We start from the raw sequence: 23,069 nt of genomic DNA, 5'->3' as shown, positions 1-23,069 counted from the left end.
CTCCTCAGGCGCTCGGTTTGGCCAGGGCTTCGGCGCGGGATTGGAGGTAGTGCTGTTCGGGGGTGCTTTGGGTTTGGCGGGCGGCTTGGAGGTAGGCGGTGCGGGCGGCGTGGGGGTCGCCGGCTAGTTCGAGGAGGTGGGCTCGGACGGCGGGGACGCGGTGGTGGTTGGTGAGGGCGGGGTCCAGGTCGTCCAGCAGGGCGAGGCCGGCGGTGGGGCCGTGGACCATGGCTACGGCGACTATGCGGTTGAGGGTGACCATGGGGCCGGGGGCGGTGGACTCGAGGAGTTCGTAGAGCATCAGGATCTGGCGCCAGTCGGTGGCGTCAGCCTCCAACGCTTGGTCGTGGACGGCGGCGATGGCGGCCTGGAGTTGGTAGGGGCCGACCGGGGCGGTGGTGAGGGTGGTGGTGATCAGGTCGGTGCCCTCGGCAATGGACTCGCGGTTCCAGCGGGAGCGGTCCTGGTCGGGGAGGGGGACGAGGTGGCCGTCGGGGGTGGTGCGGGCCGGGCGGCGGGCGTCGGTGAGGAGCATCAACGCCAGCAGACCGGCGACCTCGCCTTCGGCTGGTAGCTGCGCGTGGAGTTGCCGGGTGAGCCGGATGGCCTCGGTACTGAGCTCGACGCGGTGCAGGGATTCCCCGGAGGACGCGGTGTAGCCCTCGTTGAAGATCAGATAGAGCACATGCAGTACGGCGGTCAGCCGGGCCGGTAGCTCGTCGGCCGGGGGCAGGGCGAACCGGGCGTCCTGCAGCTTGGCCTTCGCCCGGCTGATCCGCTGGCCGATGGTTGCCTCCGGCACCAGAAACGCCCGGGCGATCTCGCCGGTGGTCAGGCCGCCGACCGCGCGCAGGGTGAGGGCGACCTGCGACTGCGTAGTCAGCGATGGGTGACAGCACAGCATCAGCAGCGTGAGTGAGTCGTCGACCGATGACACCGAGTCAGGCGCCACCTCGCCGGCCACCGACTCACGCCGTACCCGAGCTGCCTCCGACCGCAGCACCTCGATCCGCCGCCGGGATGCGACTGTGATCAGCCAGCTCCGCGGATTGTCCGGCAGGCCACTGGAAGGCCACTGCATCGATGCCGCGAGCAACGCCTCCTGAACAGCGTCCTCGCACGCGTCGAAATCGCCGTACCGGCGCGTCAGCGCACTCAGCACCCGTGGCGCCTCCGCACGCAGTACCTCCTCGAGTGAAGTCACTGGTACGCCGACAGGTCGCGCACCGGCCGCACCTCGACCACGCTGTACGGCGCTTCCGGGATCAGCGCGACGATCTCGGCCGCCCGCTCCATGGACTCGCAGTCGAGGAGATAGAAGCCGGCCAGCTGCTCTTTCACCTCGGCGAACGGACCGTCCGTGGTGAAGGGCTTGCCGTCGCGGACCAGCACCTGCTTGGTCGCGGCCGGGGGAGCCAAGGACTCGGAGGCGAGGAGCTCGTCGCGTTCGGCCAGGGCCTCGTGCAGGGCGGCGTACCCGGCCATGCCCTCACGCTTCTGCTCGTCGCTCAGGCCGTCCCACACCGCGCGGGATTCCGGATTGCCGTAGATGAGTACCAGGAACTTGGACACGGTCCAGTATCGATCGGATTACCGGTTCGCCGCACCCATAGCGGGTGACCCGCCGAGACGTTCAGGTGTAGAGGGTGTCCGGCCATGGCCCGGGGCATGGCCCCAAGTACAGTTACCACCGCCTATCCAAACGATAGAGCCAAGGGGTGAGAGAGGAGGGGGCGCGTGCCGGACTTGGAAGTGTCCGACCGGGTGCTCACGATCCCGAACGCGCTCAGCTTCCTCAGGTTGCTGGGTGTGCCGCTGTTCCTGTGGCTGATCCTGGGGCCCAAGGAGGACGGCTGGGCGTTGCTCGTGCTGGCGATCTCCGGGTTCACGGACTGGGCCGACGGCCAGATCGCGCGGCGGATGAACCAGACCACCCGGCTCGGGCAGATGCTCGACCCGGTGGCCGACCGGCTGTACATCTTCGCCACCGTGCTCGGGCTGGCGCTGCGCGACATCATCCCGTGGTGGCTGGCGATCGCGCTGCCACTGCGTGACCTGTTGCTCACGTTCACGCTGCCGGCGCTGCACCGCCGCGGCTTCAACGCGCTGCCGGTGCATTTCCTCGGCAAGTCGGCGACCTTCTGCCTGCTCTACGCGTTCCCGTTGCTGCTGCTCGGTGACGGCGACAGCACGCTGAACCTGCTGGCCCGCGTCTTCGGCTGGGCCTTCGCCATCTGGGGTACGGCGCTCTACTACTGGGCCGGGGTGCTCTACTTCGAGCAGCTGCGGCACTTGATCCAGACAGTGAAACCGATCGACAAGGCCCGGTAGCCAGTGACCGAGCCCGCGACCAAACCAGCACCGCCGCGGCGTGTCGACGCGTCGATGTCGCTGCTGAACAACCTGATGGCGCACCCGATCGACGAGGGGTACGCCGTTGCCGCCCGGAGCCGGCCGCAGCAGGACGGCAAGCCGGCCCGGGTGCGGCACCGGGTGATGCTGACGGTTGCGGCGCTGGTGCTCGGCTTCCTGCTCGCGGTCGCGGCGGCGCAGAACTACCAAGCCGCGCCGGAGGCGGAGAAGCAGCGCAAAGAGCTGATCACCCGGATCAACCAGGCCGACGACCGGCTGTCCGGGCTGCGCACCGACCAGACCCAGCTGGCCGACGAGGTCCGTCGGCTGCAGGCCGAGGGACTGGGCAGCGACAGCGACGGTACGGCGCTCCAGCAGCAGCTCGACGATCTCGAGCTGCAGACCGGGGCGGTCGCGGTCACCGGCCCGGGACTCAAGGTCGTCGTCGACGACGCCAAGGACGCGGACAAGGAGGGCCGGCTGCTCGACGTCGACCTCCAGCAGCTCGTCAACGGGCTGTGGACGGCCGGCGCGGAGGCGGTTTCGGTGAACGGTCACCGGCTCACCGCGATGACCGCGATCCGTAGTGCGGGCAGTGCGATCACTGTCGACTACGTGTCGCTGACGCCGCCGTACACGGTGCTGGCGATCGGCGACACCGGGACGCTCGAGGCCCGGTTCGCACAGAGCTCAGGGGGCCAGTGGGTGCAGTACCTGGTCAGCAACTTCGATGTCCGGAAGACGATCACGACGGAGGATTCCTTGCTGGTGCCGGCGGACGCGACCATCGCGCTGCGATACGCGAAGGTGATCGGGAAATGATCGCCGTACTGGGACTGGTCATCGGTGTGGTGCTCGGGCTGCTGCTGGCGCCCGACGTACCGGAGTGGGCGCAGCCCTACCTGCCGATCGCGGTGGTCGCCGCGCTGGACGCGGTGTTCGGCGCCCTGCGGGCGTTCCTGGACGGGATCTTCGACGACAAGGTGTTCGTCGTGTCGTTCGTGTCCAACGTGCTGATCGCGGCGCTGATCGTCTACCTGGGCGACCAGCTCGGCGTCGGCTCGCAGCTGTCCACCGGCGTGGTCGTCGTCCTGGGCATCCGGATCTTCACCAACATGGCGGCCATCCGCCGGCACATCTTCCGGGCCTGACATGAGCGACGACAAGCCGGACACCCCGGAGCCCGACAAGACCGCCGCGGACGACCAGCCGACGGTCGTCGCCAGCTGGTGGAGCGCCGACGGCAAACCCGCCGACCCCCCGAAGCCCGCCGACGCCCCCAAGCCTGCCGAGGCCCCTAAGCCTGCCGAGGCCCCTAAGGCCGCGCAGCCCGCCGAGGAGAAGAAGGCCGGTACGCCGGACGATCCCGCGCGCCGCCCGAAGTCGGAGCACGCCAAGCCACCGCGCTTCGACCCACCGGTCACCAAGCCCGAGCCACGGCCGGAACCGCGACCAGAGCCACGGCCGGAGCCCAAGCCCGAGCAGGCGCACCCGGTGGAACCGACGCCGATGCCGTCCGCGAAGAAGCCGCGCACCCCGAACCTCGCGCTCCGGCGGCTGAAGGCCGGCTTCAAGCCGTCCCGCGGCCAGGCGATCGTGGCCGTGGTCCTCGCCCTGGTCGCCGCGACCGCGGTCGTCCAGGTCCGGGTGAACCGGGCTGACGACGGCTACCAGAACGCGCGCCGTGAGGACCTGATCGCGATCCTCGACGGCCTCGGCCAGAACACCCGGCGGCTGGAGAGCGAGATCGCCGAGCTGGAGGAGCGCAAGAACACGCTCTCGTCCAGCGCCAACAAGGCCAAGACCGCGCAGGAGCAGGCCGACGCCCAGATCCGGACGCTCGGCATCCTGGCCGGCACGCTGCCCGCCCGGGGCCCCGGGATCCGGATCACGCTGAACGATCCGCAGGGCAAGATGACCTCGAGCAACCTGCTCGACGCGATCGAGGAGCTGCGCGACGCCGGCGCCGAGGCGATCCAGATCAACGGTACGGCGCGGGTCGTGGCCAGCACGGACTTCGTCGACGACGCCCCCGGTATCCAGATCGACGGCACCAAGGTGAACTCGCCGTACGTGATCGAGGCGATCGGCGACTCGCACAGCCTGGCCGAGGCGTCCAACTTTCCTGGTGGTCTGGTCAGTGAGGTGACCGGTCCCCAGATCGGCGGTACGGCGGACGTGCAGGAGGAATCCAGCGTCTCCATCACCGCCTTGCACGCGCAGGAGGAGCATCGCTACGCTCGCCCGGCGCCCAGCCCGACCAAGTAATTCCTTCGAGAAAGAGGAACGACGGTGTACCCCGAAGACCTGAAGTACACGGCCGAGCACGAATGGGTGAAGGCCGGAGAAGACGCTCCCGTGCGGATCGGCATCACCGACTTCGCGCAGGACGCGCTGGGCGACATCGTGTACGTCCAGCTGCCCGAGGTCGGCAGCGCGGTGCGCGCCGGTGACGCCTGCGGCGAGCTCGAGTCGACCAAGAGCGTGAGCGATCTGTTCGCCCCGGTGAACGGCACCGTCCGCGCGGTGAACGAGGCGCTGGCCGACCAGCCCGACCTGGTCAACACCGACCCGTACGGCGAGGGCTGGCTGCTCGACATCGAGGTGGACGACATCGCCGAGGTCGAGGCGCTGATGGACGCCGAGACCTACCAGGGCCAGCTCGACCCGAGCTAGGCACGTCCTGGGTACTGCCTGCTAGGTTTACCGGACCTCAACCGCTGGTAGAGGGTTGAGGCTGGGTACACACTTGTTCCACGGGGTCTACGACACAACGTCGCCTAACGGCGATCGGGAGGATCACAGCATGCCGTTCTGCAACCAGTGCGGGCACGAGAACTCCGAGGGCAGCCGCTTCTGCTCGCAGTGCGGAGCGATGCTCCCTGGGGCGGACCGGCCGGCCGCCGCGACGCCGACGCCTGGTGTGACGGACACCGCGATGCTGACGCCGATCAGCGCCGAGCCGGAGACCGAGCGCTTCGACCAGGGCGAGCCGCTGTCGGCCGACGACCAGGCCGCGGTCGGTGCACTGCCGGCCGGGTCGGCGCTGCTGATCGTGCAGCGCGGCCCGAACGCGGGCAGCCGGTTCCTGCTCGACGTCGACGTGGTCACCGCCGGGCGGCACCCGGACAGCGACATCTTCCTCGACGACGTGACGGTCTCCCGCCGGCACGCCGAGTTCCGCCGCGACGCGTACGGCGTGAAGGTCCGCGACGTCGGCAGCCTGAACGGCACCTACGTGAACCGGGACCGGATCGACGAGGTCCAGCTGAGCAACGGCGACGAGGTCCAGATCGGCAAGTACCGGCTCGTCTACTACGCCAGTGGCCAAGCCTGAGCTGTCGATCGGCGAGGTCCTGCAACTGCTGCAGGCCGAGTTCACCGATGTCACCATCTCCAAGATCCGTTTCCTCGAGGCCGAGGGGCTGGTGACACCGGCGCGTACCGCGTCGGGCTACCGCAAGTTCAGCGCGGGCGATGTCGAGCGGCTGCGCTACGTGCTGACCGCACAACGCGACCAGTACCTGCCGCTGAAGGTCATCAAGGAGCATCTCGGTGCCCTCGACCGCGGACTGCGCCCGGCCGCGGGTGGACCGCCGATCGCTCCCAGTACGCCGGCCGCCGGGCCGGCCGCCGACGACTTCGGTGCCACCGGCACCGACCTGCGGCTGACCAGGGCGGAGCTCTGCGCGGCGGCCGGAGTCAGTACGGCGTTGCTCGCCGAACTGGAGAGCCACGGCCTGATCGTGGCCGAGGGCAAGCATTACGGCGGCGACGCGATCGTGGTCGCGCAGGTGGCGGCCGAGCTCGCGACGTACGGGATCGAGCCGCGGCACCTGCGGCCGTTCCGGACCGCGGCCGACCGCGAGGTAGGGCTGATCGAGCAGGTGACCGGACCCCGCCGTACCGATCAGACGCAGGAACTGGCGGCGCTGACTGTGCGGTTGCACACGGCACTGGTGAGATCCCGGCTGCCGCGCTGACCGGCGCGGAGTAGGGTTGAGGCGTGCGCGAAGTCGACGTAGTCGGAGTCCGGGTCGAGATGCCCTCGAGTCAGCCCATCGTGCTGCTCAAGGAGGTCGGCGGCGAGCGGTACCTGCCGATCTGGATCGGGGCGGCCGAGGCGAGTGCGATCGCGTTCGCCCAGCAGGGGATGGAGCCACCGCGGCCGCTGACCCACGACCTGTTCGCGGAGACGATCCGGGTGCTCGGGCACACGCTGAGTCAGGTCCGGATCGTGAACCTGACCGACGGCGTCTTCGAGGCGATCCTGGTCTTCGACGACAAGACCGAGATCTCGGCCCGCCCGTCGGACTCGATCGCGATCGCGCTCCGGACCGGTACGCCGGTCTTCTGCGCCGACGAGATCCTCGCCGAGGCCGGGATCCCGGTGCCGGAGAGCGAGTCCGGAGCCGTCGACGAGGTCCAGGAAGAGGAGGAGGTCGAGCGCTTCCGCGAGTTCCTCGACCAGATCACCCCGGAAGACTTCGACAAGAGCTGAGACCCCTCCGGCACGCCTGAACCAGGCAAGACCGGGAAGGTAACGATTCGTGCGGGAGCCGCGACACGCATTCGGCTCGGAGCGGTTGTCGTTGACCCTCTCTGGTCGGCGGCTTACCGTGAAGGAGTTGTGGGGTGCTGCTACTCCACGCAGGTGACTCGTTCCAGTAGGTATCCAGGGAGGCTCAGGCGTGACACGCACCGGCGACACGGATCTGACGGCGCAGTCGACGTCCGAAGCACGCGCCGAGGCGGCCGCCGCGGCCGGCGTCCAGGGCTTGCTGTTCGACGACGACCTGCGGCCGATGCCGGAGGATGTCGGGTTCCGTGGGCCGACGGCCTGTGCCGCGGCCGGGATCACCTACCGTCAGCTGGACTACTGGGCCCGCACCGGCCTGGTCTCGCCGTCGGTGCGTCCGGCGACCGGCTCGGGCACGCAGCGGTTGTACGGTTTCCGTGACGTGCTGTTGCTGAAGGTGATCAAGCGTCTCCTGGACGCCGGCATCTCGCTGCAGCAGATCCGGACCGCGATCGCCCACCTGAGCAAGCGCGGCATCGACGACCTGACCCAGATCACGCTGATGAGTGACGGCGCGTCGGTCTACATGTGCACCTCGCCGGACGAGGTCATCGACCTGCTGGCCGGTGGCCAGGGCGTCTTCGGCATCGCGCTCGGTGGCGTCTGGCGGGAGGTCGAGGGCTCGCTGTCCGAGCTGCCGACCGAGCGTGCCGACGGTCACGGCGAAGGCGACGACGAGAACCACGCGAGCGACGAGCTCGCTGCCCGCCGCCGGGCCCGCATGACGGGCTGAGGTACTCTTTCAGCTAGCTGTTCACCGCACTCGGGAGAGACCCGTGCAAACCGGGCGCCGAAGGGGCAATTCCTCCCCGGAACCTCTCAGGCCCATGGACCGGGTGCGTCAGGCGACTCTGAAGCGTGCACTCGTGCGTGACAGAGGGGGAGGCCCCCGGAAGCTACTGCAAGCAACGGAGCCTCTTTGATGACGGAAATTTCAGCAATCTTCGCCGACCGGCACATCGGGCCCCGCCCGGACGAGGTCGCGCGGATGGTCGAACTCCTCGGGTACGCCGATGTCGACGCGCTCGCGGATGCCGCCGTACCGGCCTCGATCCGGTCCACCGAGCCGCTGCGGCTGCCGGAGCCGGCCTCCGAGGTCGACGCGCTGACCGAGCTGCGCCAGCTCGCGGCCCGCAACAACGTCGCCACCTCGATGATCGGCCAGGGCTACTACGGCACCTTCACCCCGTCGGTGATCGTCCGCCGGCTGGTCGAGAACCCGGCCTGGTACACGGCCTACACGCCGTACCAGCCGGAGATCTCCCAGGGGCGGCTCGAGGCGCTGCTGAACTTCCAGACCGTGGTCTCCGACCTGACCGGGCTGCCGACCGCGAACGCGTCGCTGCTCGACGAGGGCACCGCGGCCGCCGAGGCGATGACGCTCGCGCACCGCTCCAACCGCAAGAGCAAGTCGAACCGCTTCCTGGTCGACGCGGACACCTTCGCGCAGACGATCGCCGTGGTGCAGACCCGCGCCGAGGCGCTCGACATCGAGGTGGTCGTCGCCGACACCACCGACGGTCTGCCCGAGGGCGACTTCTTCGGCTTCCTGGTGCAGTACCCGGGCTCGGGCGGTGCCGTCCGCGACCTGAAGCCGCTGATCGCCGCCGCGCACGAGCGCGAGACGCTGGTCGCGGTCGCCTCCGACCTGCTCGCGTTGACGCTGCTCGAGGCGCCGGGTGAGGCCGGGGCCGACATCGTCATCGGCTCCTCGCAGCGCTTCGGCGTCCCGCTCTTCTACGGCGGTCCGCACGCCGGCTTCATCTCGGTCCGCGCCGGTCTCGAGCGGTCGCTGCCCGGCCGGCTCGTCGGCGTCTCGGTCGACGCGGACGGCGCTCCGGCATACCGGCTCGCGTTGCAGACCCGTGAGCAGCACATCCGTCGCGAGAAGGCGACCTCCAACATCTGTACGGCGCAGGTCCTGCTGGCCGTCGTCGCCTCCATGTACGCCGTGTACCACGGACCGGATGGGCTGAAGGCGATCGCCGGCCGCGTGCACGACTACGCGGGCAAGCTGGCCGCGTCGCTGCGCGCCGGCGGCGTCGAGGTTGTCCACGGCGACTTCTTCGACACGGTGCTGGCCCGCGTTCCCGGTGCGGCCGCGGACGTTGTCGACGCTGCTCGTCAGAACGGCATCTGGCTGCGCCAGGTCGACGCCGACCACGTCGGCATCTCCTGCGACGAGAAGACCGACGCCGCCGCGCTGACCCGGGTCTGCCAGTCCTTCGGCGTCCAGTACGACGACACGCTGGCCGCGCCCGAGGTCGCCGTACCGCGGAGCTCGGAGTACCTGACGCACCCGGTCTTCAACACGCACCGGTCCGAGACGTCGATGCTGCGCTACCTGCGCAAGCTGTCCGACAAGGACTACGCGCTCGACCGCGGCATGATCCCGCTCGGCTCGTGCACGATGAAGCTGAACGCGACCACCGAGATGGAAGCGGTCACCTGGCCGGAGTTCGCGGACATGCACCCGCTGGCGCCGATCGAAGACGCCGCCGGCTACGTGAAGCTGATCGGTCAGCTGGAGCGCTGGCTGGCCGAGGTCACCGGGTACGCGAAGGTGTCCATCCAGCCGAACGCCGGCTCGCAGGGTGAGCTCGCCGGGCTGCTCGCGATCCGCGGCTACCACCGGGCCCAGGGCAACGAGGACCGCAACGTCTGCCTGATCCCTTCCAGTGCGCACGGAACCAACGCTGCGTCGGCGGTGATGGCCGGGATGAAGGTTGTCGTTGTCAAGGGCAACGATGACGGCACGATCGACCTGGACGACCTGCGCGCCAAGACCACCGAGCACGCCGACAAGCTGGCCGCGATCATGATCACCTACCCGTCCACCCACGGGGTGTACGAGGAGAGCGTGACCGAGGTCTGCCAGATCGTGCACGACCACGGCGGCCAGGTGTACGTCGACGGTGCGAACCTGAACGCGTTGCTCGGGCTCGCGAAGCCGGGTCAGTTCGGCGGCGACGTCAGTCACCTGAACCTGCACAAGACCTTCTGCATCCCGCACGGTGGTGGCGGTCCGGGCGTCGGCCCGGTCGCGGTCGCCGCGCACCTCGCGCCGTACCTGCCGAACCACCCGCTGCTCGACCAGGCCGGCCCCGAGTCCGGCGTCGGCCCGATCAGCGCCGCTCCCTTCGGCTCCGCCGGTGTCCTGGCGATCTCGTGGGCCTACATCCGGATGATGGGTGGCGAGGGCCTGACCGCCGCCACGAAGAACGCGGTGCTGACCGCGAACTACGTGGCCAAGCGGCTCGAGAACGCCTTCCCGGTCCTCTACACCGGCGAGAACGGCCTGGTCGCCCACGAGTGCATCCTGGACCTGCGGCCGATGACCAAGGAGACCGGCATCAGCGTCGACGACGTCGCCAAGCGCCTGGTCGACTACGGTTTCCACGCGCCCACGATGTCGTTCCCGGTCGCGGGCACGCTGATGGTCGAGCCGACGGAGTCGGAAGATCTAGGAGAACTCGACCGTTTTTGTGACGCGATGATCGCGATCAAGCACGAGATCGACCGGGTCGCGGCAGGGGAGTGGCCGGCCGACGACAACCCGCTCGTCAACGCCCCGCACACGGCAGCCTCGGTGATCAACGACAAGTGGGAGCACGCCTACACCCGTGAAGAGGCCGCCTTCCCGCAGTCGGTCGACCGCGCCTCGAAGTACTGGCCGCCGGTCCGACGCATCGACGGCGCGTACGGCGACCGTAACCTGATCTGCTCCTGCCCCTCCCCGGAGGCGTTCGAGTAATCGGCACGTTGTTCACCCCGCACGAGGCATACTCGTGCGGGTGACCGACGTACGTGCCGACACCGACGCCGCCCTGCTGGCCGCAATCGCAGCTGCCCAGAGTGAGACCAGACTGCCGTCGGTGACCGCCGGCGTCGTGCGTGACGGAGAGCTGGTGTGGACGGGCGCGCGTGGCCGGTTCGCCAACGCGTCCGGGCTCGCGCCGGGGTCGAACGTGCAGTACCGGATCGGGTCGATCACCAAGACGCTGACCGCGATCCTGGTCCTGCAGTGCCGCGACGAGGGGCTGCTGTCGCTGAACGATGCCGTCGGCAAGCATCTGCCCGGGATCGCGTTCGGCGACCGGACGGTGCGGCACCTGCTCGCCCACAGCGGTGGGATGAACGCCGAGCCCGAGGGCCCTTGGTGGGAGCGCAACCCGGGCGTCTCGTTCGACGAGCTGGCCGCGAGCATGGACGAGTCGCACGCGACCGGTCCGGCCGATCGACGGCACCACTACTCCAACCTCGGCTACGCGTTGCTGGGTGAGCTCGTGGCGCGGCTGCGTGGTGAGTCCTGGCTCGACGTCGTCCAGGAGCGCATCCTCGATCCGCTGGAGATGCGGCGTACGTCGTACTTCCCGTTCGGTGCCGCTGCCCAGGGGTACTCGGTCCATCCGTTCAGCGGTCAGCTGATCGAGGAGCCGGCCTACGACTCCGGCGCGATGGCTCCGGCCGGTCAGTTGTGGAGCACCATCGAGGACCTGGCGCGCTACGCGAACTTCTGGATCGACCCGGTCCCTGAGGTGCTCAGCCGCGACACCGTCGACGAGATGTCCGCACCGACGGCCGCGGATCCACGCGAGGCGCTGACAGCGTCGTACGGGCTGGGGTTGCGGTTGATTGCCGACGACCCCTATCTGCTGTTCGGGCATACCGGCTCGATGCCGGGCTTTCTGGCCGGGCTGTTCGTCGATCGGATACGGCGGATCGGCGCGGTCACGGTGGGGAACGCGACGCACGGCAAGGTCGCGTCGCTGGCGCCGGAGCTGATCACGACCCTGGTCCGGTACGAGCCGGTGCTCGCACGTGAGTGGCTGCCGGAACCGCAACTAGAGCACGGCGACGAGCTGCTCGGCCACTGGTACTGGGGCAACACTCCGCTCACCATCGGCGTCAGCGCCGGCGGACTGCTGATGTCGGGTGCGATGAGCTGCCGCTTCACGCCGCTCGGCCCGGATCTCTACCAGGGACGCGACGGCTACTTCGCGGGAGAGCGGCTCCGCGTCGTCCGCACCGGCACCGCCATCGACCACCTCAACCTCGCCACCTTCATCCTCACCAGAACGCCGTACGGTGAGAAGTGATGATGGCCACGTGTAGTCGGGTGGCCACGGAGGAGGTTTGAAGTTAGGCTCACCTAAGTAAGTGTTGCCTTACTTCAGGAGAGTGAGCGTGACTTCGACCGAGACGGCTGTCGCGGCGCATCTGAACGCGATTCTGCGTTGCTACACGCGTGAGGCTGCGGTGCCGGTGACGGCCGGAGTGATGCGGCTGACCGTCGGCGGTTCGACGGTCACGGCGCGGGTCGAGCACGCCTCGCGGAGCGGGTGGCACCAGTTCACCGAGGTCCTGGTGGACGGTGCCCCGCCGACCCCGGAGGCCTTGGTCCGGCTGCTGTCGACCGACGCCGACCCGGCGGAGGTCGACGACCTGGTCGCCCGGACGGCGGAGTCGGTCCGCAACGTCGCGTACTTCGTCGACGCGGGTGAGGCCGACCGTGGCCCCGGCCGCTTCCTGGAGATCGAGCAGGCGTTGCTGTTCGGTCAACTGAACCACCCGGCACCCAAGAGCCGGGACGGATTGAGCGGCGCCGAGCTGGCGAGGTACTCGCCCGAGCTCGGTGGCCGTTTCGCGGTGCACTGGTTCGAGGCCGACACCGAACTGGTGTCCTCGGACCAGGTGGCCGGCGCGCCCTCGCTGCAGGGACTGGACGCTGTGCAGCTGATGGGCGCGCTGGCCGGTATCACTCCGTCGGCGGGCCGGGTACTGATCCCGGCTCACCCGTGGCAGGCGGCAGCCCTGCGGCAACGGCCGCGGGTCGCCAAACTGCTCGAGGAAGGCCGGGTGAAAGAACTCGGCCCGCACGGCGCACAGTGGTACCCGACGTCGAGCATGCGCACGCTCTACCACCCAGACCTGCCGGTGATGCTGAAGCTGTCGCTGGGTCTGCGCATCACGAACTCCCGTCGTGAGTCGACCCCGACCGAGCTCCGCCGCGGCCTGGAGGTCTATCGCCTGCTGGACGCCGCCTACAACGCAGGTACGGCGACAGCGCATCCCCGCTTCACCATCGTCCGCGACCCCGCCTGGATCGCCCTTGACGAAGGTGGACCCACCTTGACCGGTCTTGACGTCGCGGTGCGTGAAGTACCGCATGACGTCAACAGTTATGCATGCTTGGCCGGACTGGTCGCGCCACGCCCCGACCGCCTCAGCCGCCTGAGTGAGTTCGCCGCCGACGACCCGGCCGCGTGGGTGGCGCAGTACGTCGACAGCGTCCTCATCCCGATGCTGCACCTGTACACCGAGACCGGCATCGGCCTCGAGGCCCATCAGCAGAACACTCTCATCCGCCTAGACGGCCTCGGCCGGATCAAGGGCGGCGCCTACCGCGACAACCAGGGCTACTACCTCGCATCGTCGTACCTGCGCGGACTGCTAGCCGTCACCGGCCTCCGAGACTCTGCGCTCGCAGTGGTCGACGACAGCACCGCAGACGACCGCCTCACCTGCAGCCTCCTCTACAACCAGGCCCTGGCCGTAGTCGGCTGCCTGGCCGCAGACGGGGTCGCCGACGAAGGAGAACTGCTCGATGTAGTGCGGGACCGACTCATCCTCGCCCTGCCCCTACTGAAGGCCGCCGGCCCCGACGGTGACCGCCTCGCGCGCCGCTGGCTGACCGCAGACACCCTGCCCTGCCAGGCGAATCTGTCCACCCTCTACCTGAACATCCCGAACCCGCTCACAGCGTGACCGAGACTCCCCGGAATCGAGCACTGTAGGCTGGCGCGGTCTGCCGATCGTCCAGACCGGCGTGACGACCACGGGGAGCACTATGAATACTGGACACGTCGAGCTCGCACGGGCTCAGCAGGAACGGTGGGAGTCGGCTTACGCGCGACATCCGCAACTGCACGGGGCCGAACCGTCGGCGGCGGCGCGGTGGGCGGCGGAGACGTTCGGTGCCGCAGGCATCGATGACGTTCTCGAGCTCGGGTCCGGGCACGGCCGGGACGCGCTTTTCCTGGCCAGGCAGGGATTCAGCGTGCATGCCACAGACTTCAGCGAGACCGCGCTCGACCAGTTGCGGCAGCAGGCACAGCGCGAAGGGCTCGACGACCGGGTCACCGCCGCGCTGCACGACGTCCGCGATCCGTTGCCGCCGGCCGACGCCACGGTGAACGCGGTCTTCGCCAATCTGCTGCTGAACATGGCTTTCACGCCGGACGAGCTGCGCGGCCTGATCGGCGAGATCCACCGGGTGCTGCGACCCGGTGGGCTGTTCGTGTACGCCGTCTGGTCCGCGGAGGATCCGTGTGCGGCGAACTGGCGGGAGTTCGGTGCCGGGCTGTGGGAGCACGACGGGTTCGTCGGCCGCTTCTTCGACCGGACCCGGCTCGACGAGCTCACCGCCGGATGGCGCTCCGTCGACACGACGCCGTACGCCGAAGGCCCGAAACCGCACCGGATGTGGCGGGTCACGGTCGCGAAAAGGTGAAGTTCGCTCGAAGTACGGCGCGCCACGTTGCGGGCCGCCGAGCGAGGCGACAGCGTGCACTGACGCATCTCACCTCGAGAGAATCGGAGTGCGGCAATGCAGTGGTTCACCGATGTGATCACGAAGCGGTACGCGGAGTTCAACGGCCGGGCACGGCGCAAAGAGTTCTGGATGTACTTCCTGTTCTGGTTCATCATCCTGGTGGTCGCAGGCATCCTGGACAAGCTGCTGGGCCTCGACTACGGCGACCCGGACGCGAAGTTCGGCCGCACCGGCTGGATCTCGACGATCCTGTTCCTCGCGATGGCGATTCCGAGCATCGCGGTGTCGGTCCGCCGGATGCACGACAAGGACCGCAGGGGCTGGTGGGTCCTGATCTGGCTGATCCCGTGTATCGGCTGGATCTGGTTCATCGTCTGGCAGGCCCAGGACGGGACGCCGGGTGACAACCGGTTCGGGCCGGACCCGAAGGCCGCCGAGCGCGGCCCGGGCTTCGCCGGTCCCGGTGGGGCCGAGCCGGGCTATCCGACGGTCTGATCCGCAGCCGGACAACGCCCCGCGAACCTTCGGCAGGTTCGCGGGGCGTTGTCGTCAGCTGGCCTGGCTGACGCTGGACATGTTGAAGTCCGGAATCAGCAGTGGCGGGGTCGCCGTCCGGGAGAACTCGTCGCCCCACTCGCGGGAGAACGACGGTACGGTCGCGCCGGCCGCGGTGATCCGGGAGAGCAGGTCGACCGGGCTCTCGTTGAAGCGGAAGTTGTTGACCGCGCCGGTCACCTCACCGTTCTCGATCAGATAAACGCCGTCCCGGGTGAGGCCGGTCAGCAGCGAGGTCTGCGGGTCGACCATCCGGATGTACCACAGGCAGGTCAGCAGCAGGCCGTTCTCCACACCGGCGACCAGGTCGTCCGTCGTACCGGTGGCGCCGTCGATCGACAAGGCATAGTTGTCGATCCCGGGCGCAGCGGCGGGAGCGCCGATCAGCTCGGCGGTGTGCCGGCTCGTCATCAGCGTCTCGAGCTTGCCGTCGCGGATCCAGTCGGTGGCGGTCAGCGTGAGGCCGTTGTCGAAGACGCTGTCGGAAGCGCCCGACGAGCGTGCGACCGCGAACGGGAACGTCTCCAACCCGGGCAGTGTCGGGTCCGAACGCAGCTGCACCGGCTTGGTCGCCAGCGAGTCGCCGATCCGCGTCCCACCGGACGGCTTCGAGAACACACTGCGGCCCTCGAATGCCTGCCGCCCGTCCAACTGCCAGAACAGGTATGTCGTCAGGTCGGCAACCGCGGTCGGCGGCAGCACGGTGGCATGCCGACCGGGGTCAACGGCAACCGTCCGCGATGCCCAACCCAGCCGCCGAGTCAGCTCGGCGTCGAACGCCAGCGGATCGATATCGGTGAAGTCGCGCGTGGCTGCACCGACCCACGCGGACTGGCTCAGGTCACCGGACTTGCCGGTCTCGGTGACGAAACCGCGGGGGAGGGCGTGCCGGAGACGGAGCCCCGCCGAGGAACCGACGTACAGGGTGACGACCTCGTGGTCGGCGAAACCGTAGAGCCAGCGTCCTTCGCTGGTGGCTCGCTGCAGGGTCTCACCGAGTGCGGGAGCGAACTTCTCGTAGACGCTGACCGAGGTCTCGGCCGCCTCCTCGTCCCAGTCCGGGCTGGTGGTGCCGTCGATCAGCGGCCGGGCGTCGTCGGCCGGCGACGAGGCCCGCGCGGTCGCGACCGCCGCCGAAACCTGCTCGCGCAACGAGTCGTCGGTGACTGCGGACCGGCTGACCACTCCGGTCGCCGTACCTTCGCCTGCGCCGACCGTGGCGATCACGGTGACGTGCGAGCCGCGCATCGAGCCGTTGGTGGTCAGGGTGTTGTTGGCCCAGCGCAGGTTGGCGCTGGAGGTCTCGGCGACGATGACCACGCACCCGTCGGCCCCCTCGGCCGCTGCGAGCGCGAGCCCGCGCTCGACGGTGTCCTGCGGGGTGAGCTGAATGGCGGTCACCGGCCGGCCTCCTGCGTGGTGTTGAGAATGCGGACGCCCCGGAACAGGGCGGACGGGCAACCGTGACTGACGGCGCCGGACTGCGCGGGCTGGGCCTTGCCGCAGTTCAGCGCGCCGTGCAGGACGTAGGTCTCCGGGCCACCGACGGCCTCCATCGAGCCCCAGAAGTCCGTCGTGGTCGCCTGGTAGGCGATGTCGCGGAGCTGACCGTCCAGCTTGCCGTTGGTGATCTTGTAGAACCGCTGCCCGGTGAACTGGAAGTTGTACCGCTGCATGTCGATCGACCAGGACTTGTCGCCGACGATGTAGATCCCGTTCTCGACCCGGCTGATCAGCTCCTCGGTCGAGGGGCCGCCTTCGGCCGGCTGCAACGACACGTTGGCCATCCGCTGGATCGGGATGTGGCCGGATGAATCGGCGTACGCACAACCGTTGGAGCGGCCGGTGCCGAGCAGTTCCTCGTTCACCTTCGCCATCCGGCGGTCGACCTGGTAGCCGACCAGTACGCCGTCCTTGACCAGGTCCCACTGCTGACCGGCCACGCCCTCGTCGTCGTACCCGACCGTGGACAGACCGTGTTCGGCGGTCCGGTCACCGGTGACGTGCATGACCGGCGAGCCGTACTTGAGGTTGCCGAGCTTGTCGGTGGTCGCGAAGCTGGTGCCGGCGTAGTTGGCCTCGTAGCCGAGTGCGCGGTCCAGCTCGGTGGCGTGGCCGATCGACTCGTGGATCGTCAGCCACAGGTTGCTCGGGTCGATGACCAGGTCGTACACCCCGGCCTCGACACTCGGCGCGGCCATCTTCTCGGCCAGCCAGCCCGGGACCTGCGCGAGCTCGTCGTCCCAGTCCCAGCCGGTGCCGGTCATGTACTCCCAGCCACGCCCGGCCGGCGGCGCCAGCGTGGTCATCGAGTCGAACCGGCCGGTTTCGGCGTCGATCGCGAAGGCGGTGATCTCCGGACCGATCCGCACCCGCTGCTGCGTGTACGACGTACCTTCGGTGTTCGCGTAGAACTTGCACTCGTGGACCGTGGCGACATGCACGCTCGTGTGCGCGACGCCGTCCGCCTTGAGCAGCCGGTCGCTGTAGTCGGTCAGCAGCGCGACCTTCTCGCTCCGCGGCACGCTGAACGGATCGATCTCGTACGCCGAGACCCACGTGACGTCGTCGTACACCGGCTCGTCGGCGAGCTCGATCGGCTCCGCGTTGATCGGCCGCGACACCAGGGCCATGTTGACGGCCTGCTCGGCCACCTGGACCGCGGCGTCCGTCGTCAGCGCGACCCCGGCCGCGAAACCCCACGTGCCGTCGTGCACGACGCGCACCGCGAGGCCCAGGTCCTCGCCGTCGCTCGCACTCTCCAGCACGCTGTCGCGCAGCGAGATCGACTCCGACCGGATCCGCTCCAGCCGGAACTCCGCGAAGGTGGCCCCGAGGTCTCGCGCCCGCTGCAACGCGGCCTCCGCAAGCTCCTGCCGGGGAAGGGCAAGGAAGGATTCATCGATGTCTGGCACGCTCCCGACCCTATACACCCGGCGGTCGACCCGCTCAGACTTTGAGGTAGGCCAGGACCGCCAGGACGCGCCGGTTGGCGGAGTCGTCGGCCTGGATACCGAGCTTGTCGAAGGTCGTGGTCGTGTACTTGCTGATCGCGCTGTCGCTGAGGAACAGGCGCTGGGCGATCGCGCTGTTCGACAACCCCTCTGCCATCAGGGCGAGGACGGACCGCTCACGCTCGGTCAGCCGGGCCAGATGCGGCTCGGCGGCCGGGCGGGCGAGGAGCTTGGTGACGACGGCCGGATCGAGTGCGGTGCCACCGGCGGCGACGCGTTCGAGAGCGTCGATGAACTGGTCGGCGTCGAACACGCTGTCCTTCAGGAGGTAGCCGACGCCGCCTGCCTGGTCGGCGATCAGCTCACGGGCGTACAGCTGCTCGACATGCTGCGAGAGGATCAACACCGGTAGCCCAGGGACCTCGCGGCGAGCGCTGAGCGCGGCGGTCAGCCCCTCGTCGGTGTTGGTGGGCGGCATCCGTACGTCGACGACCGCGACGTCCGGACGGTGTGTCAGGAGGGCGTGGAGCGTCTCCGGTCCGGTGGCTGCGGTCGCGACCACCTCGTGGCCGAACGTCTCGAGTAGCCGAACCAGCCCGTCGCGGAGCAGGTAGAGGTCTTCGGCGACGACTATTCGCATGGGATCTCCATCCGTGCCAGGGTCGGCCCACCAGGCGGGCTGTCCAGTGTCAGAGTGCCGTCGAAGGCACTCAGCCGCCGGGTGATCCCGTCCAGTCCACCACCCGGTACGGCGACAGCGCCGCCCGGGCCGGTGTCCGTCACGAGCACGGAGAGCGTCGTACCGGCTTGGCGGAGTTCCACCTGCACCGTGGAGGCTTCGGCGTACTTGGTGGCGTTCGCCAGCAGCTCGGCCACGCTGAAGTAGGCCGCGGCTTCGATCGGCGCGTCGAGGCGTTGCCCAAGGTGAGAGACGACAGTGACTTCGAGTGCGCTGTCGAGTGCGAGTGCACGGATCGCATCGACCAGCCCGCGTTCGGCGAGCACCGGTGGGTGGACGCCGCGGACGAGGTCGCGCAGCTGGGCGAGTGAGGTGGAGGTGCCCTCCCGGGCCTCGCGGAGCAGCGCCTTCGCGCGGTCGGGGTCGGTGTCCATGAGGCGTTCGGCTGTGGCCAGCGACAGGCCGACCGCGACCAGCCGTGCCTGCGCACCGTCATGCAGGTCGCGCTCGATCCGCCGGATCTCTGCCGCCTGTGTCCTGGTCAGATCCGCGCGCTGGAGCTCGAGCTCGCGCACCCGGTCGGTGCTCTCTGGCGCCCGCAGCCAGCGTCTGGCGAGTGGGCGGAGGACCAGCCACGCGTACGGCGCGGTCAGCAGCCCGACCAGCGTGAGGCCGATGCCGACGGCAACTGCCGACCGCGTGAAGGCAACCACGGCCCCGGCGAGTGCGACCGGCGGTACGGCGCACACCGGCGCGACGGTGATGGCCGAGATGCCAAGCCAGCGCACGTCTCGCCAGTACGCCGGATCGCCGAGCCCGCGCCGCCAGCGGGCATCCATCTCGGCGTCCCGGCGGGTCCGTTCGTACGAGTGGCCGTTCCACCAGTGCCCGGTCGACAGCTGGACCGGCTCCGGACCGGGCGGCCGGTACCCACCCTCGAGCTGGAGACCGCACCAGCTGTTCGCGAGGCGTCGTACCAGCGTGCCGATCGGCCGGGCCAGGGCGAGCGCGCAGGCGCTGAGGATGAGCAGCCAGCCGAACCACGTCCAGGGGTTGGCCGGCGACCAGGACCGTCCGGTGAGAGCACCCAGCACGGCTGGGACGACCGAGAGCGCCGGTACCGCCGTGGCCAGGGCCAGCAGCACGAGACCTCGCCCTGCCGCTACGAGCCGTCGCATGCTGTCCTCGTCCCTTCAGCCGGCTGCCGCCGGATCATGACCGCTACTGCGATCAAGGGGATCACAGACGCTGCCTGGAGCGCGGCGAACCACACCGGGCAGACGCCAGGGATCAGGTCGACGCCGATGATCGCGATCGGCAACACGGTCGTCAGAGTCCGCAGGCGCTGTTCGCTGAGCCGGTAGAGCACGGGGGTGATGGCCAGCAGCAGTACCGAGCGCACCCACATGAACGTGCTGACCGTCCCGTGCGTCGCAGCCGTCGCGATCACCACACTCAGCACTACCGCGCTAGCCACGCCGTACAGTCCGATGCACTTCTTCACTGTGTTTTTCATACTCACGACGTTAGAAATCGGCTGCGTCGCCCAGTACAGGTCCAGCCCCACACCTGGGTGGGTCTAGCCACACTGGAACCGGACGATCAGCGGCGGTGTAGTGAGAGTGTCCGAGAGGTTGAGGAGGTCCGGATCAGCGCAGTGGATGAGGCGGCGATTCTGGCTCGGGTGCGTGGCGGGGACTCCGCCGCGTACGGCGAGTTGGTGCTGCTGCATGCGCCGATCGCTCACCGTACGGCGGTGTTGCTCGGGGCCGGTGCGGACGCGGACGACGTCGTCCAGGAGTCGTTCGTGAAGGCGTACCGGGCGCTGGGTGAGTTCCGTGGTGGTGCTGCTTTCCGGCCGTGGCTGCTGCGGATCGTGGCGAACGAGACGAAGAACTGCCTGCGATCGCGTTCGCGTCGCAGTCGCCGGGAAGAGGTCGCTGCGCCACTGGACGTCGTACTGGATCCCGCCGAGGAGACGGTGTCGCTGGAACGACGGGCTGAGCTGCTGAGCGCCGTACAGGGTCTGCCGGAGGCACAGCGGCTGGTGGTGACGTGCCGGTACTTGCTGGAGCTGGATGAGCAGGAGACAGCGACGGTGCTCGGTTGGCCGCGTGGGACGGTCAAGTCGCGGCTGTCGCGGGCCCTGGAGCGACTACGGAAGGAGGTGCTGCCATGAATCTGGATGACGAGCTGCGCGCGTTGGGACGGTCCGTGGAGGTACCGCCGGTCGACTCCGAGCTGACTGCTGCCGTCCTGGCACGCGTGGCCGACATGCCGGTACGACGGCGCTTGCGCGACCGCTGGCGGGCTTTCGTGGCCGGTCTGTGTGTGCTGCTGGCCGGGCTGGCGCTGACACCGCCGGTGCGCGCGACTGTGGCCGAGTGGCTGCGGATCGGGGGAGTGCAGGCTGTCCCGGGTGGCACTCCACCGGCGAGCGCACCTCCTGTGCCTAGAGCTTCGGGAGCGATGTCTCTGGAGCAGGCTGCGCAGGTCGCCGGCTTCACTCCGGTACTCCCCAAGGACTTGGGCCAGCCGGACGCCGTGAATGCGTCGCAGGACTTCGTCGCCATGAGCTGGGGCAGCCTGCGGCTCGAACAGTTCCGCACGGGGATCTCGCCGATGTATCTCAAGCAGCACTACGAATCGCTCGAGTACATCAAGCAGGTCAACGGCTACTGGTTCAGCACCCCGCACGAGCTGGTGCTGGTGAACGAGCAGGTGCTGCGGATCGCCGGCCCCACGCTGGTCTGGGAGCTGAACGGCACGACCTTCCGGCTCGAAGGTGCCACCAAACAGCGGGCGATCCAGGTGGCCGCCGGAACCTTCTGACGTGCGGCGGTGTACCCACTACATGATCCGACGGACGCTCGCCTTCTTCGCCGTACTCGCGATGCTCACCATGGCCGCTCCCGCGTACGCGGGTGGTCCCACCAGCGTGCTGCTCAGCGCACCGCCCCGCGTCACCGCCTTCGGGTACGACGATCCGCGGTACAGCGAGCTACAGGCGCTCACCAGTCTTGAGGGTGCCCATAAAGAGCCGGACTCGCCTGACCACCAGAGCGGGAACTTCGTGCGCGCCACCTGGCTCATTCATGACATGAACGTCTGGCGGATCGACATCATCTACCCCGACGCCCCAGGCGGCCCATGGATCGCCACCAGCGAGTCACTCGACGGCTCGCCGACGCTGGGCAAGCCGGTCTGGCATCGCTCGACCGAGCCGGTCGCCCTGACCAAGCTGCTGAGCTCACTGAAGCTGCTCCCCGGCGACTCCAAGTTCTACGGCGGTCCCACCACCCTCGACTACTCATCGCCTGCACCACCACCGGAGCCCGACGTACAGCCTGCGCCGCAGCCCCAGGCCCAGGTTGTAGCGACCAGCGTCTTCACCGGTTGGCGCTGGATCCTGCCCGGCGTCCTCGTCGGCGCAGCGCTCGCCTGGGCGGCCGGCCGCTTCCTGCGCCAGCGCCGCTGGGACCTGGTCGACGCCGACTGACAGTCACGCCAGTCGAGCCGAGTGCACCCGCCGGCCGACCGCTGTGGTCCGCTTCCGCCGCAATGCGGACCACAGACGGCGCTTCGGTCGCTCGATGGCCATCTCGCCATGCACGGAGTGCCGCATCTCCTCAGCCACCAGCTTGGTGTTCAAAACCATGCTCAACGCTTCCATCGCTCCACGCTCCTGCTTCGGGCACCCGCTCCCGGGTGCCATCACGAGGTACGTCGGAGCCGCTGAGTCGTTCTTGACATCGACCGCCGAACTCAGTTGCCGAGGCCGATCGAGCGGGTCGCGGTGAGCAGGACGGTCCCGAGGTACTTGTAGTCCTTCGGCGCACCGGCGACGGCGATCTCGACCTCGGCGGACTTGCCGCCCTCGACGCCGAGGAAGCGGTCGGCGACCCAGCGGGTGGTCTTGCCGCTGCGGTAGGTGTAGACGACCGTACTGACGGTCAGCGGACCCTGGCCGGAGGTGGACTTCATCGACGCAGTCGAGGTGCTGACGACGTGCAGGCCGCGGACGTGCTTGAGGGCGACGACCTTGCGCTTCATCGCCTGCGTGGTGCTGATGTTGGCGTTGTATGCCGTGTTGAAGCGGACCGCCTGGTTGTGCTTGGCGTCGGAGAACTTGTCCTGCCAAGCGCCGAGCGTCTGGTGCTTCCAGGTCTTCGGCACGTAGGCGCTGGCGTGCGGGCCGTCGCTGACGGCGAAGTACCGCTTCACGAACTGGCTGTTGCTGGAGGCAACGGCTGCGTCGCTCGGCAGCACGCCACCGATCAGCACGGCGCCCGCGCCCGCCACCGCCGCGATACCGGTCAGAACCCCGAACTTCTTCATCTCTCTGTGTCCCCTCGAGTTTTCGCACAGCCATCGTGGCTGCACATGACTGGAGAT

Annotated in this window: 26 protein-coding genes and 1 riboswitch; of the genes, 17 read left to right on the top strand and 9 right to left on the bottom strand. The window is 68.9% G+C overall.

The window, feature by feature from the left end:
* Positions 1–4 precede the first annotated feature (4 nt).
* Both ACIA49_RS31230 and ACIA49_RS31225 read right to left on the bottom strand, forming a co-directional pair.
* Entirely contained in the window at positions 5–1,204 is a 1,200-nt protein-coding gene (locus ACIA49_RS31230) for an RNA polymerase sigma factor (protein ID WP_396381300.1), read from the bottom strand.
* Positions 1,201–1,572 (bottom strand): YciI family protein, encoded by a 372-nt coding sequence (locus ACIA49_RS31225; protein WP_396381298.1) that lies wholly within the window; start codon positions 1,570–1,572, stop codon positions 1,201–1,203. The genes ACIA49_RS31230 and ACIA49_RS31225 overlap by 4 nt, the downstream gene beginning before the upstream one ends.
* 165 nt (positions 1,573–1,737) lie before the next feature.
* Between ACIA49_RS31225 and ACIA49_RS31220 the strand changes: the two genes are divergently transcribed.
* The 14 genes from ACIA49_RS31220 to ACIA49_RS31155 all read left to right on the top strand — a co-directional run bounded on the left by ACIA49_RS31220 (position 1,738) and on the right by ACIA49_RS31155 (position 14,981).
* Positions 1,738–2,331 (top strand): CDP-alcohol phosphatidyltransferase family protein, encoded by a 594-nt coding sequence (locus ACIA49_RS31220; protein ID WP_391541756.1) that lies wholly within the window; start codon positions 1,738–1,740, stop codon positions 2,329–2,331.
* A 3-nt stretch (positions 2,332–2,334) separates the two neighbouring features.
* Positions 2,335–3,174: a DUF881 domain-containing protein gene (locus ACIA49_RS31215; protein ID WP_396381297.1), complete on the top strand. Its 840-nt coding sequence runs from the start codon at positions 2,335–2,337 to the stop codon at positions 3,172–3,174.
* The gene (locus ACIA49_RS31210; protein WP_391541754.1) at positions 3,171–3,503 is read left to right on the top strand and encodes a small basic family protein; all 333 of its coding nucleotides are present in this window, start codon (positions 3,171–3,173) and stop codon (positions 3,501–3,503) included. Before ACIA49_RS31215 ends, ACIA49_RS31210 begins: the two co-directional genes overlap by 4 nt.
* A gap of 1 nt (position 3,504) precedes the next feature.
* Complete coding sequence (locus tag ACIA49_RS31205; protein WP_396381295.1) at positions 3,505–4,620, top strand: DUF881 domain-containing protein; 1,116 nt, start codon at positions 3,505–3,507, stop codon at positions 4,618–4,620.
* A gap of 24 nt (positions 4,621–4,644) precedes the next feature.
* On the top strand, positions 4,645–5,028 hold the full coding sequence (gcvH, locus tag ACIA49_RS31200; protein WP_396381294.1) for a glycine cleavage system protein GcvH: 384 nt from the start codon (positions 4,645–4,647) through the stop codon (positions 5,026–5,028).
* A gap of 130 nt (positions 5,029–5,158) precedes the next feature.
* Positions 5,159–5,689 (top strand): FHA domain-containing protein, encoded by a 531-nt coding sequence (locus ACIA49_RS31195; RefSeq protein ID WP_380157571.1) that lies wholly within the window; start codon positions 5,159–5,161, stop codon positions 5,687–5,689.
* Positions 5,676–6,335, top strand: coding sequence for a MerR family transcriptional regulator (locus ACIA49_RS31190; RefSeq protein ID WP_396381292.1), 660 nt, complete (start codon positions 5,676–5,678; stop codon positions 6,333–6,335). Before ACIA49_RS31195 ends, ACIA49_RS31190 begins: the two co-directional genes overlap by 14 nt.
* A gap of 23 nt (positions 6,336–6,358) precedes the next feature.
* Positions 6,359–6,853: a bifunctional nuclease family protein gene (locus ACIA49_RS31185; RefSeq protein WP_396381291.1), complete on the top strand. Its 495-nt coding sequence runs from the start codon at positions 6,359–6,361 to the stop codon at positions 6,851–6,853.
* A 190-nt stretch (positions 6,854–7,043) separates the two neighbouring features.
* A complete protein-coding gene (locus ACIA49_RS31180) occupies positions 7,044–7,664 on the top strand; it encodes a MerR family transcriptional regulator (protein WP_396381289.1) in 621 nt (206 codons plus the stop codon).
* 21 nt (positions 7,665–7,685) lie between these two features.
* A riboswitch (glycine riboswitch) is annotated at positions 7,686–7,776 on the top strand.
* 77 nt (positions 7,777–7,853) lie between these two features.
* Positions 7,854–10,685: an aminomethyl-transferring glycine dehydrogenase gene (gene gcvP / locus ACIA49_RS31175; RefSeq protein WP_396381288.1), complete on the top strand. Its 2,832-nt coding sequence runs from the start codon at positions 7,854–7,856 to the stop codon at positions 10,683–10,685.
* 40 nt (positions 10,686–10,725) lie between these two features.
* Positions 10,726–12,030: a serine hydrolase domain-containing protein gene (locus ACIA49_RS31170; RefSeq protein ID WP_396381287.1), complete on the top strand. Its 1,305-nt coding sequence runs from the start codon at positions 10,726–10,728 to the stop codon at positions 12,028–12,030.
* A gap of 88 nt (positions 12,031–12,118) precedes the next feature.
* Positions 12,119–13,699, top strand: a complete 1,581-nt coding sequence (locus ACIA49_RS31165; RefSeq protein WP_396381286.1) for an IucA/IucC family protein — start codon at positions 12,119–12,121, stop codon at positions 13,697–13,699.
* Positions 13,700–13,781: 82 nt separating this feature from the next.
* Positions 13,782–14,444 (top strand): class I SAM-dependent methyltransferase, encoded by a 663-nt coding sequence (locus tag ACIA49_RS31160; protein WP_396381285.1) that lies wholly within the window; start codon positions 13,782–13,784, stop codon positions 14,442–14,444.
* A gap of 96 nt (positions 14,445–14,540) precedes the next feature.
* Positions 14,541–14,981, top strand: coding sequence for a DUF805 domain-containing protein (locus ACIA49_RS31155; protein ID WP_396381284.1), 441 nt, complete (start codon positions 14,541–14,543; stop codon positions 14,979–14,981).
* A gap of 54 nt (positions 14,982–15,035) precedes the next feature.
* Here ACIA49_RS31155 and ACIA49_RS31150 read toward each other — a convergent pair whose 3' ends face one another.
* From ACIA49_RS31150 to ACIA49_RS31130, 5 genes are read right to left on the bottom strand one after another with little or no spacing between them, the layout of a single operon-like run.
* On the bottom strand, positions 15,036–16,442 hold the full coding sequence (locus tag ACIA49_RS31150; protein ID WP_396381283.1) for a metallopeptidase TldD-related protein: 1,407 nt from the start codon (positions 16,440–16,442) through the stop codon (positions 15,036–15,038).
* On the bottom strand, positions 16,439–17,956 hold the full coding sequence (locus ACIA49_RS31145) for a TldD/PmbA family protein (RefSeq protein ID WP_396381281.1): 1,518 nt from the start codon (positions 17,954–17,956) through the stop codon (positions 16,439–16,441). The genes ACIA49_RS31150 and ACIA49_RS31145 overlap by 4 nt, the downstream gene beginning before the upstream one ends.
* 34 nt (positions 17,957–17,990) lie before the next feature.
* Positions 17,991–18,635, bottom strand: a complete 645-nt coding sequence (locus ACIA49_RS31140; RefSeq protein WP_396381280.1) for a response regulator — start codon at positions 18,633–18,635, stop codon at positions 17,991–17,993.
* Complete coding sequence (locus tag ACIA49_RS31135) at positions 18,626–19,852, bottom strand: histidine kinase (protein WP_396381278.1); 1,227 nt, start codon at positions 19,850–19,852, stop codon at positions 18,626–18,628. The genes ACIA49_RS31140 and ACIA49_RS31135 overlap by 10 nt, the downstream gene beginning before the upstream one ends.
* A complete protein-coding gene (locus ACIA49_RS31130; protein WP_396381277.1) occupies positions 19,837–20,190 on the bottom strand; it encodes a hypothetical protein in 354 nt (117 codons plus the stop codon). The genes ACIA49_RS31135 and ACIA49_RS31130 overlap by 16 nt, the downstream gene beginning before the upstream one ends.
* Positions 20,191–20,358: 168 nt before the next feature.
* Here ACIA49_RS31130 and ACIA49_RS31125 point away from each other — a divergent pair, with 168 nt between their 5' ends.
* The 3 genes from ACIA49_RS31125 to ACIA49_RS31115 are packed head-to-tail and all read left to right on the top strand — an operon-like array spanning position 20,359 to position 22,173.
* Positions 20,359–20,853, top strand: coding sequence for an RNA polymerase sigma factor (locus ACIA49_RS31125; RefSeq protein WP_396381275.1), 495 nt, complete (start codon positions 20,359–20,361; stop codon positions 20,851–20,853).
* Positions 20,850–21,506: a hypothetical protein gene (locus tag ACIA49_RS31120; protein WP_396381274.1), complete on the top strand. Its 657-nt coding sequence runs from the start codon at positions 20,850–20,852 to the stop codon at positions 21,504–21,506. Before ACIA49_RS31125 ends, ACIA49_RS31120 begins: the two co-directional genes overlap by 4 nt.
* A gap of 22 nt (positions 21,507–21,528) precedes the next feature.
* A complete protein-coding gene (locus ACIA49_RS31115) occupies positions 21,529–22,173 on the top strand; it encodes a hypothetical protein (protein WP_396381273.1) in 645 nt (214 codons plus the stop codon).
* 3 nt (positions 22,174–22,176) lie between these two features.
* Here the strand turns inward: ACIA49_RS31115 and ACIA49_RS31110 are convergent, their stop codons facing one another.
* Together ACIA49_RS31110 and ACIA49_RS31105 are read right to left on the bottom strand one after the other, a co-directional pair.
* Entirely contained in the window at positions 22,177–22,347 is a 171-nt protein-coding gene (locus ACIA49_RS31110) for a hypothetical protein (RefSeq protein WP_396381272.1), read from the bottom strand.
* A gap of 92 nt (positions 22,348–22,439) precedes the next feature.
* A complete protein-coding gene (locus ACIA49_RS31105; protein ID WP_396381271.1) occupies positions 22,440–23,012 on the bottom strand; it encodes a hypothetical protein in 573 nt (190 codons plus the stop codon).
* Positions 23,013–23,069: the final 57 nt, after the last annotated feature.

The organism is Kribbella sp. NPDC051587, assembly GCF_044453945.1.
GTDB lineage: Bacteria > Actinomycetota > Actinomycetes > Propionibacteriales > Kribbellaceae > Kribbella.
Note: the sequence above shows the minus strand (reverse complement) of the source record. Positions and strands in the feature narration are given on the sequence as shown.

Excerpts from the sequence above, each read along its gene's own strand:
- ACIA49_RS31210 (WP_391541754.1), top strand. The coding sequence starts at position 3,171 with ATGATCGCCGTACTGGGACTGGTCATCGGTGTGGTGCTCGGGCTGCTG.
- ACIA49_RS31205 (WP_396381295.1), top strand. The coding sequence starts at position 3,505 with ATGAGCGACGACAAGCCGGACACCCCGGAGCCCGACAAGACCGCCGCG.
- ACIA49_RS31195 (WP_380157571.1), top strand. The coding sequence starts at position 5,159 with ATGCCGTTCTGCAACCAGTGCGGGCACGAGAACTCCGAGGGCAGCCGC.
- gcvP (WP_396381288.1), top strand. The coding sequence starts at position 7,854 with ATGACGGAAATTTCAGCAATCTTCGCCGACCGGCACATCGGGCCCCGC.
- ACIA49_RS31160 (WP_396381285.1), top strand. The coding sequence starts at position 13,782 with ATGAATACTGGACACGTCGAGCTCGCACGGGCTCAGCAGGAACGGTGG.
- ACIA49_RS31155 (WP_396381284.1), top strand. The coding sequence starts at position 14,541 with ATGCAGTGGTTCACCGATGTGATCACGAAGCGGTACGCGGAGTTCAAC.
- ACIA49_RS31140 (WP_396381280.1), bottom strand. The coding sequence starts at position 18,635 with ATGCGAATAGTCGTCGCCGAAGACCTCTACCTGCTCCGCGACGGGCTG.
- ACIA49_RS31135 (WP_396381278.1), bottom strand. The coding sequence starts at position 19,852 with ATGCGACGGCTCGTAGCGGCAGGGCGAGGTCTCGTGCTGCTGGCCCTG.
- ACIA49_RS31130 (WP_396381277.1), bottom strand. The coding sequence starts at position 20,190 with ATGAAAAACACAGTGAAGAAGTGCATCGGACTGTACGGCGTGGCTAGC.
- ACIA49_RS31120 (WP_396381274.1), top strand. The coding sequence starts at position 20,850 with ATGAATCTGGATGACGAGCTGCGCGCGTTGGGACGGTCCGTGGAGGTA.
- ACIA49_RS31115 (WP_396381273.1), top strand. The coding sequence starts at position 21,529 with ATGATCCGACGGACGCTCGCCTTCTTCGCCGTACTCGCGATGCTCACC.
- ACIA49_RS31110 (WP_396381272.1), bottom strand. The coding sequence starts at position 22,347 with ATGGAAGCGTTGAGCATGGTTTTGAACACCAAGCTGGTGGCTGAGGAG.
- ACIA49_RS31105 (WP_396381271.1), bottom strand. The coding sequence starts at position 23,012 with ATGAAGAAGTTCGGGGTTCTGACCGGTATCGCGGCGGTGGCGGGCGCG.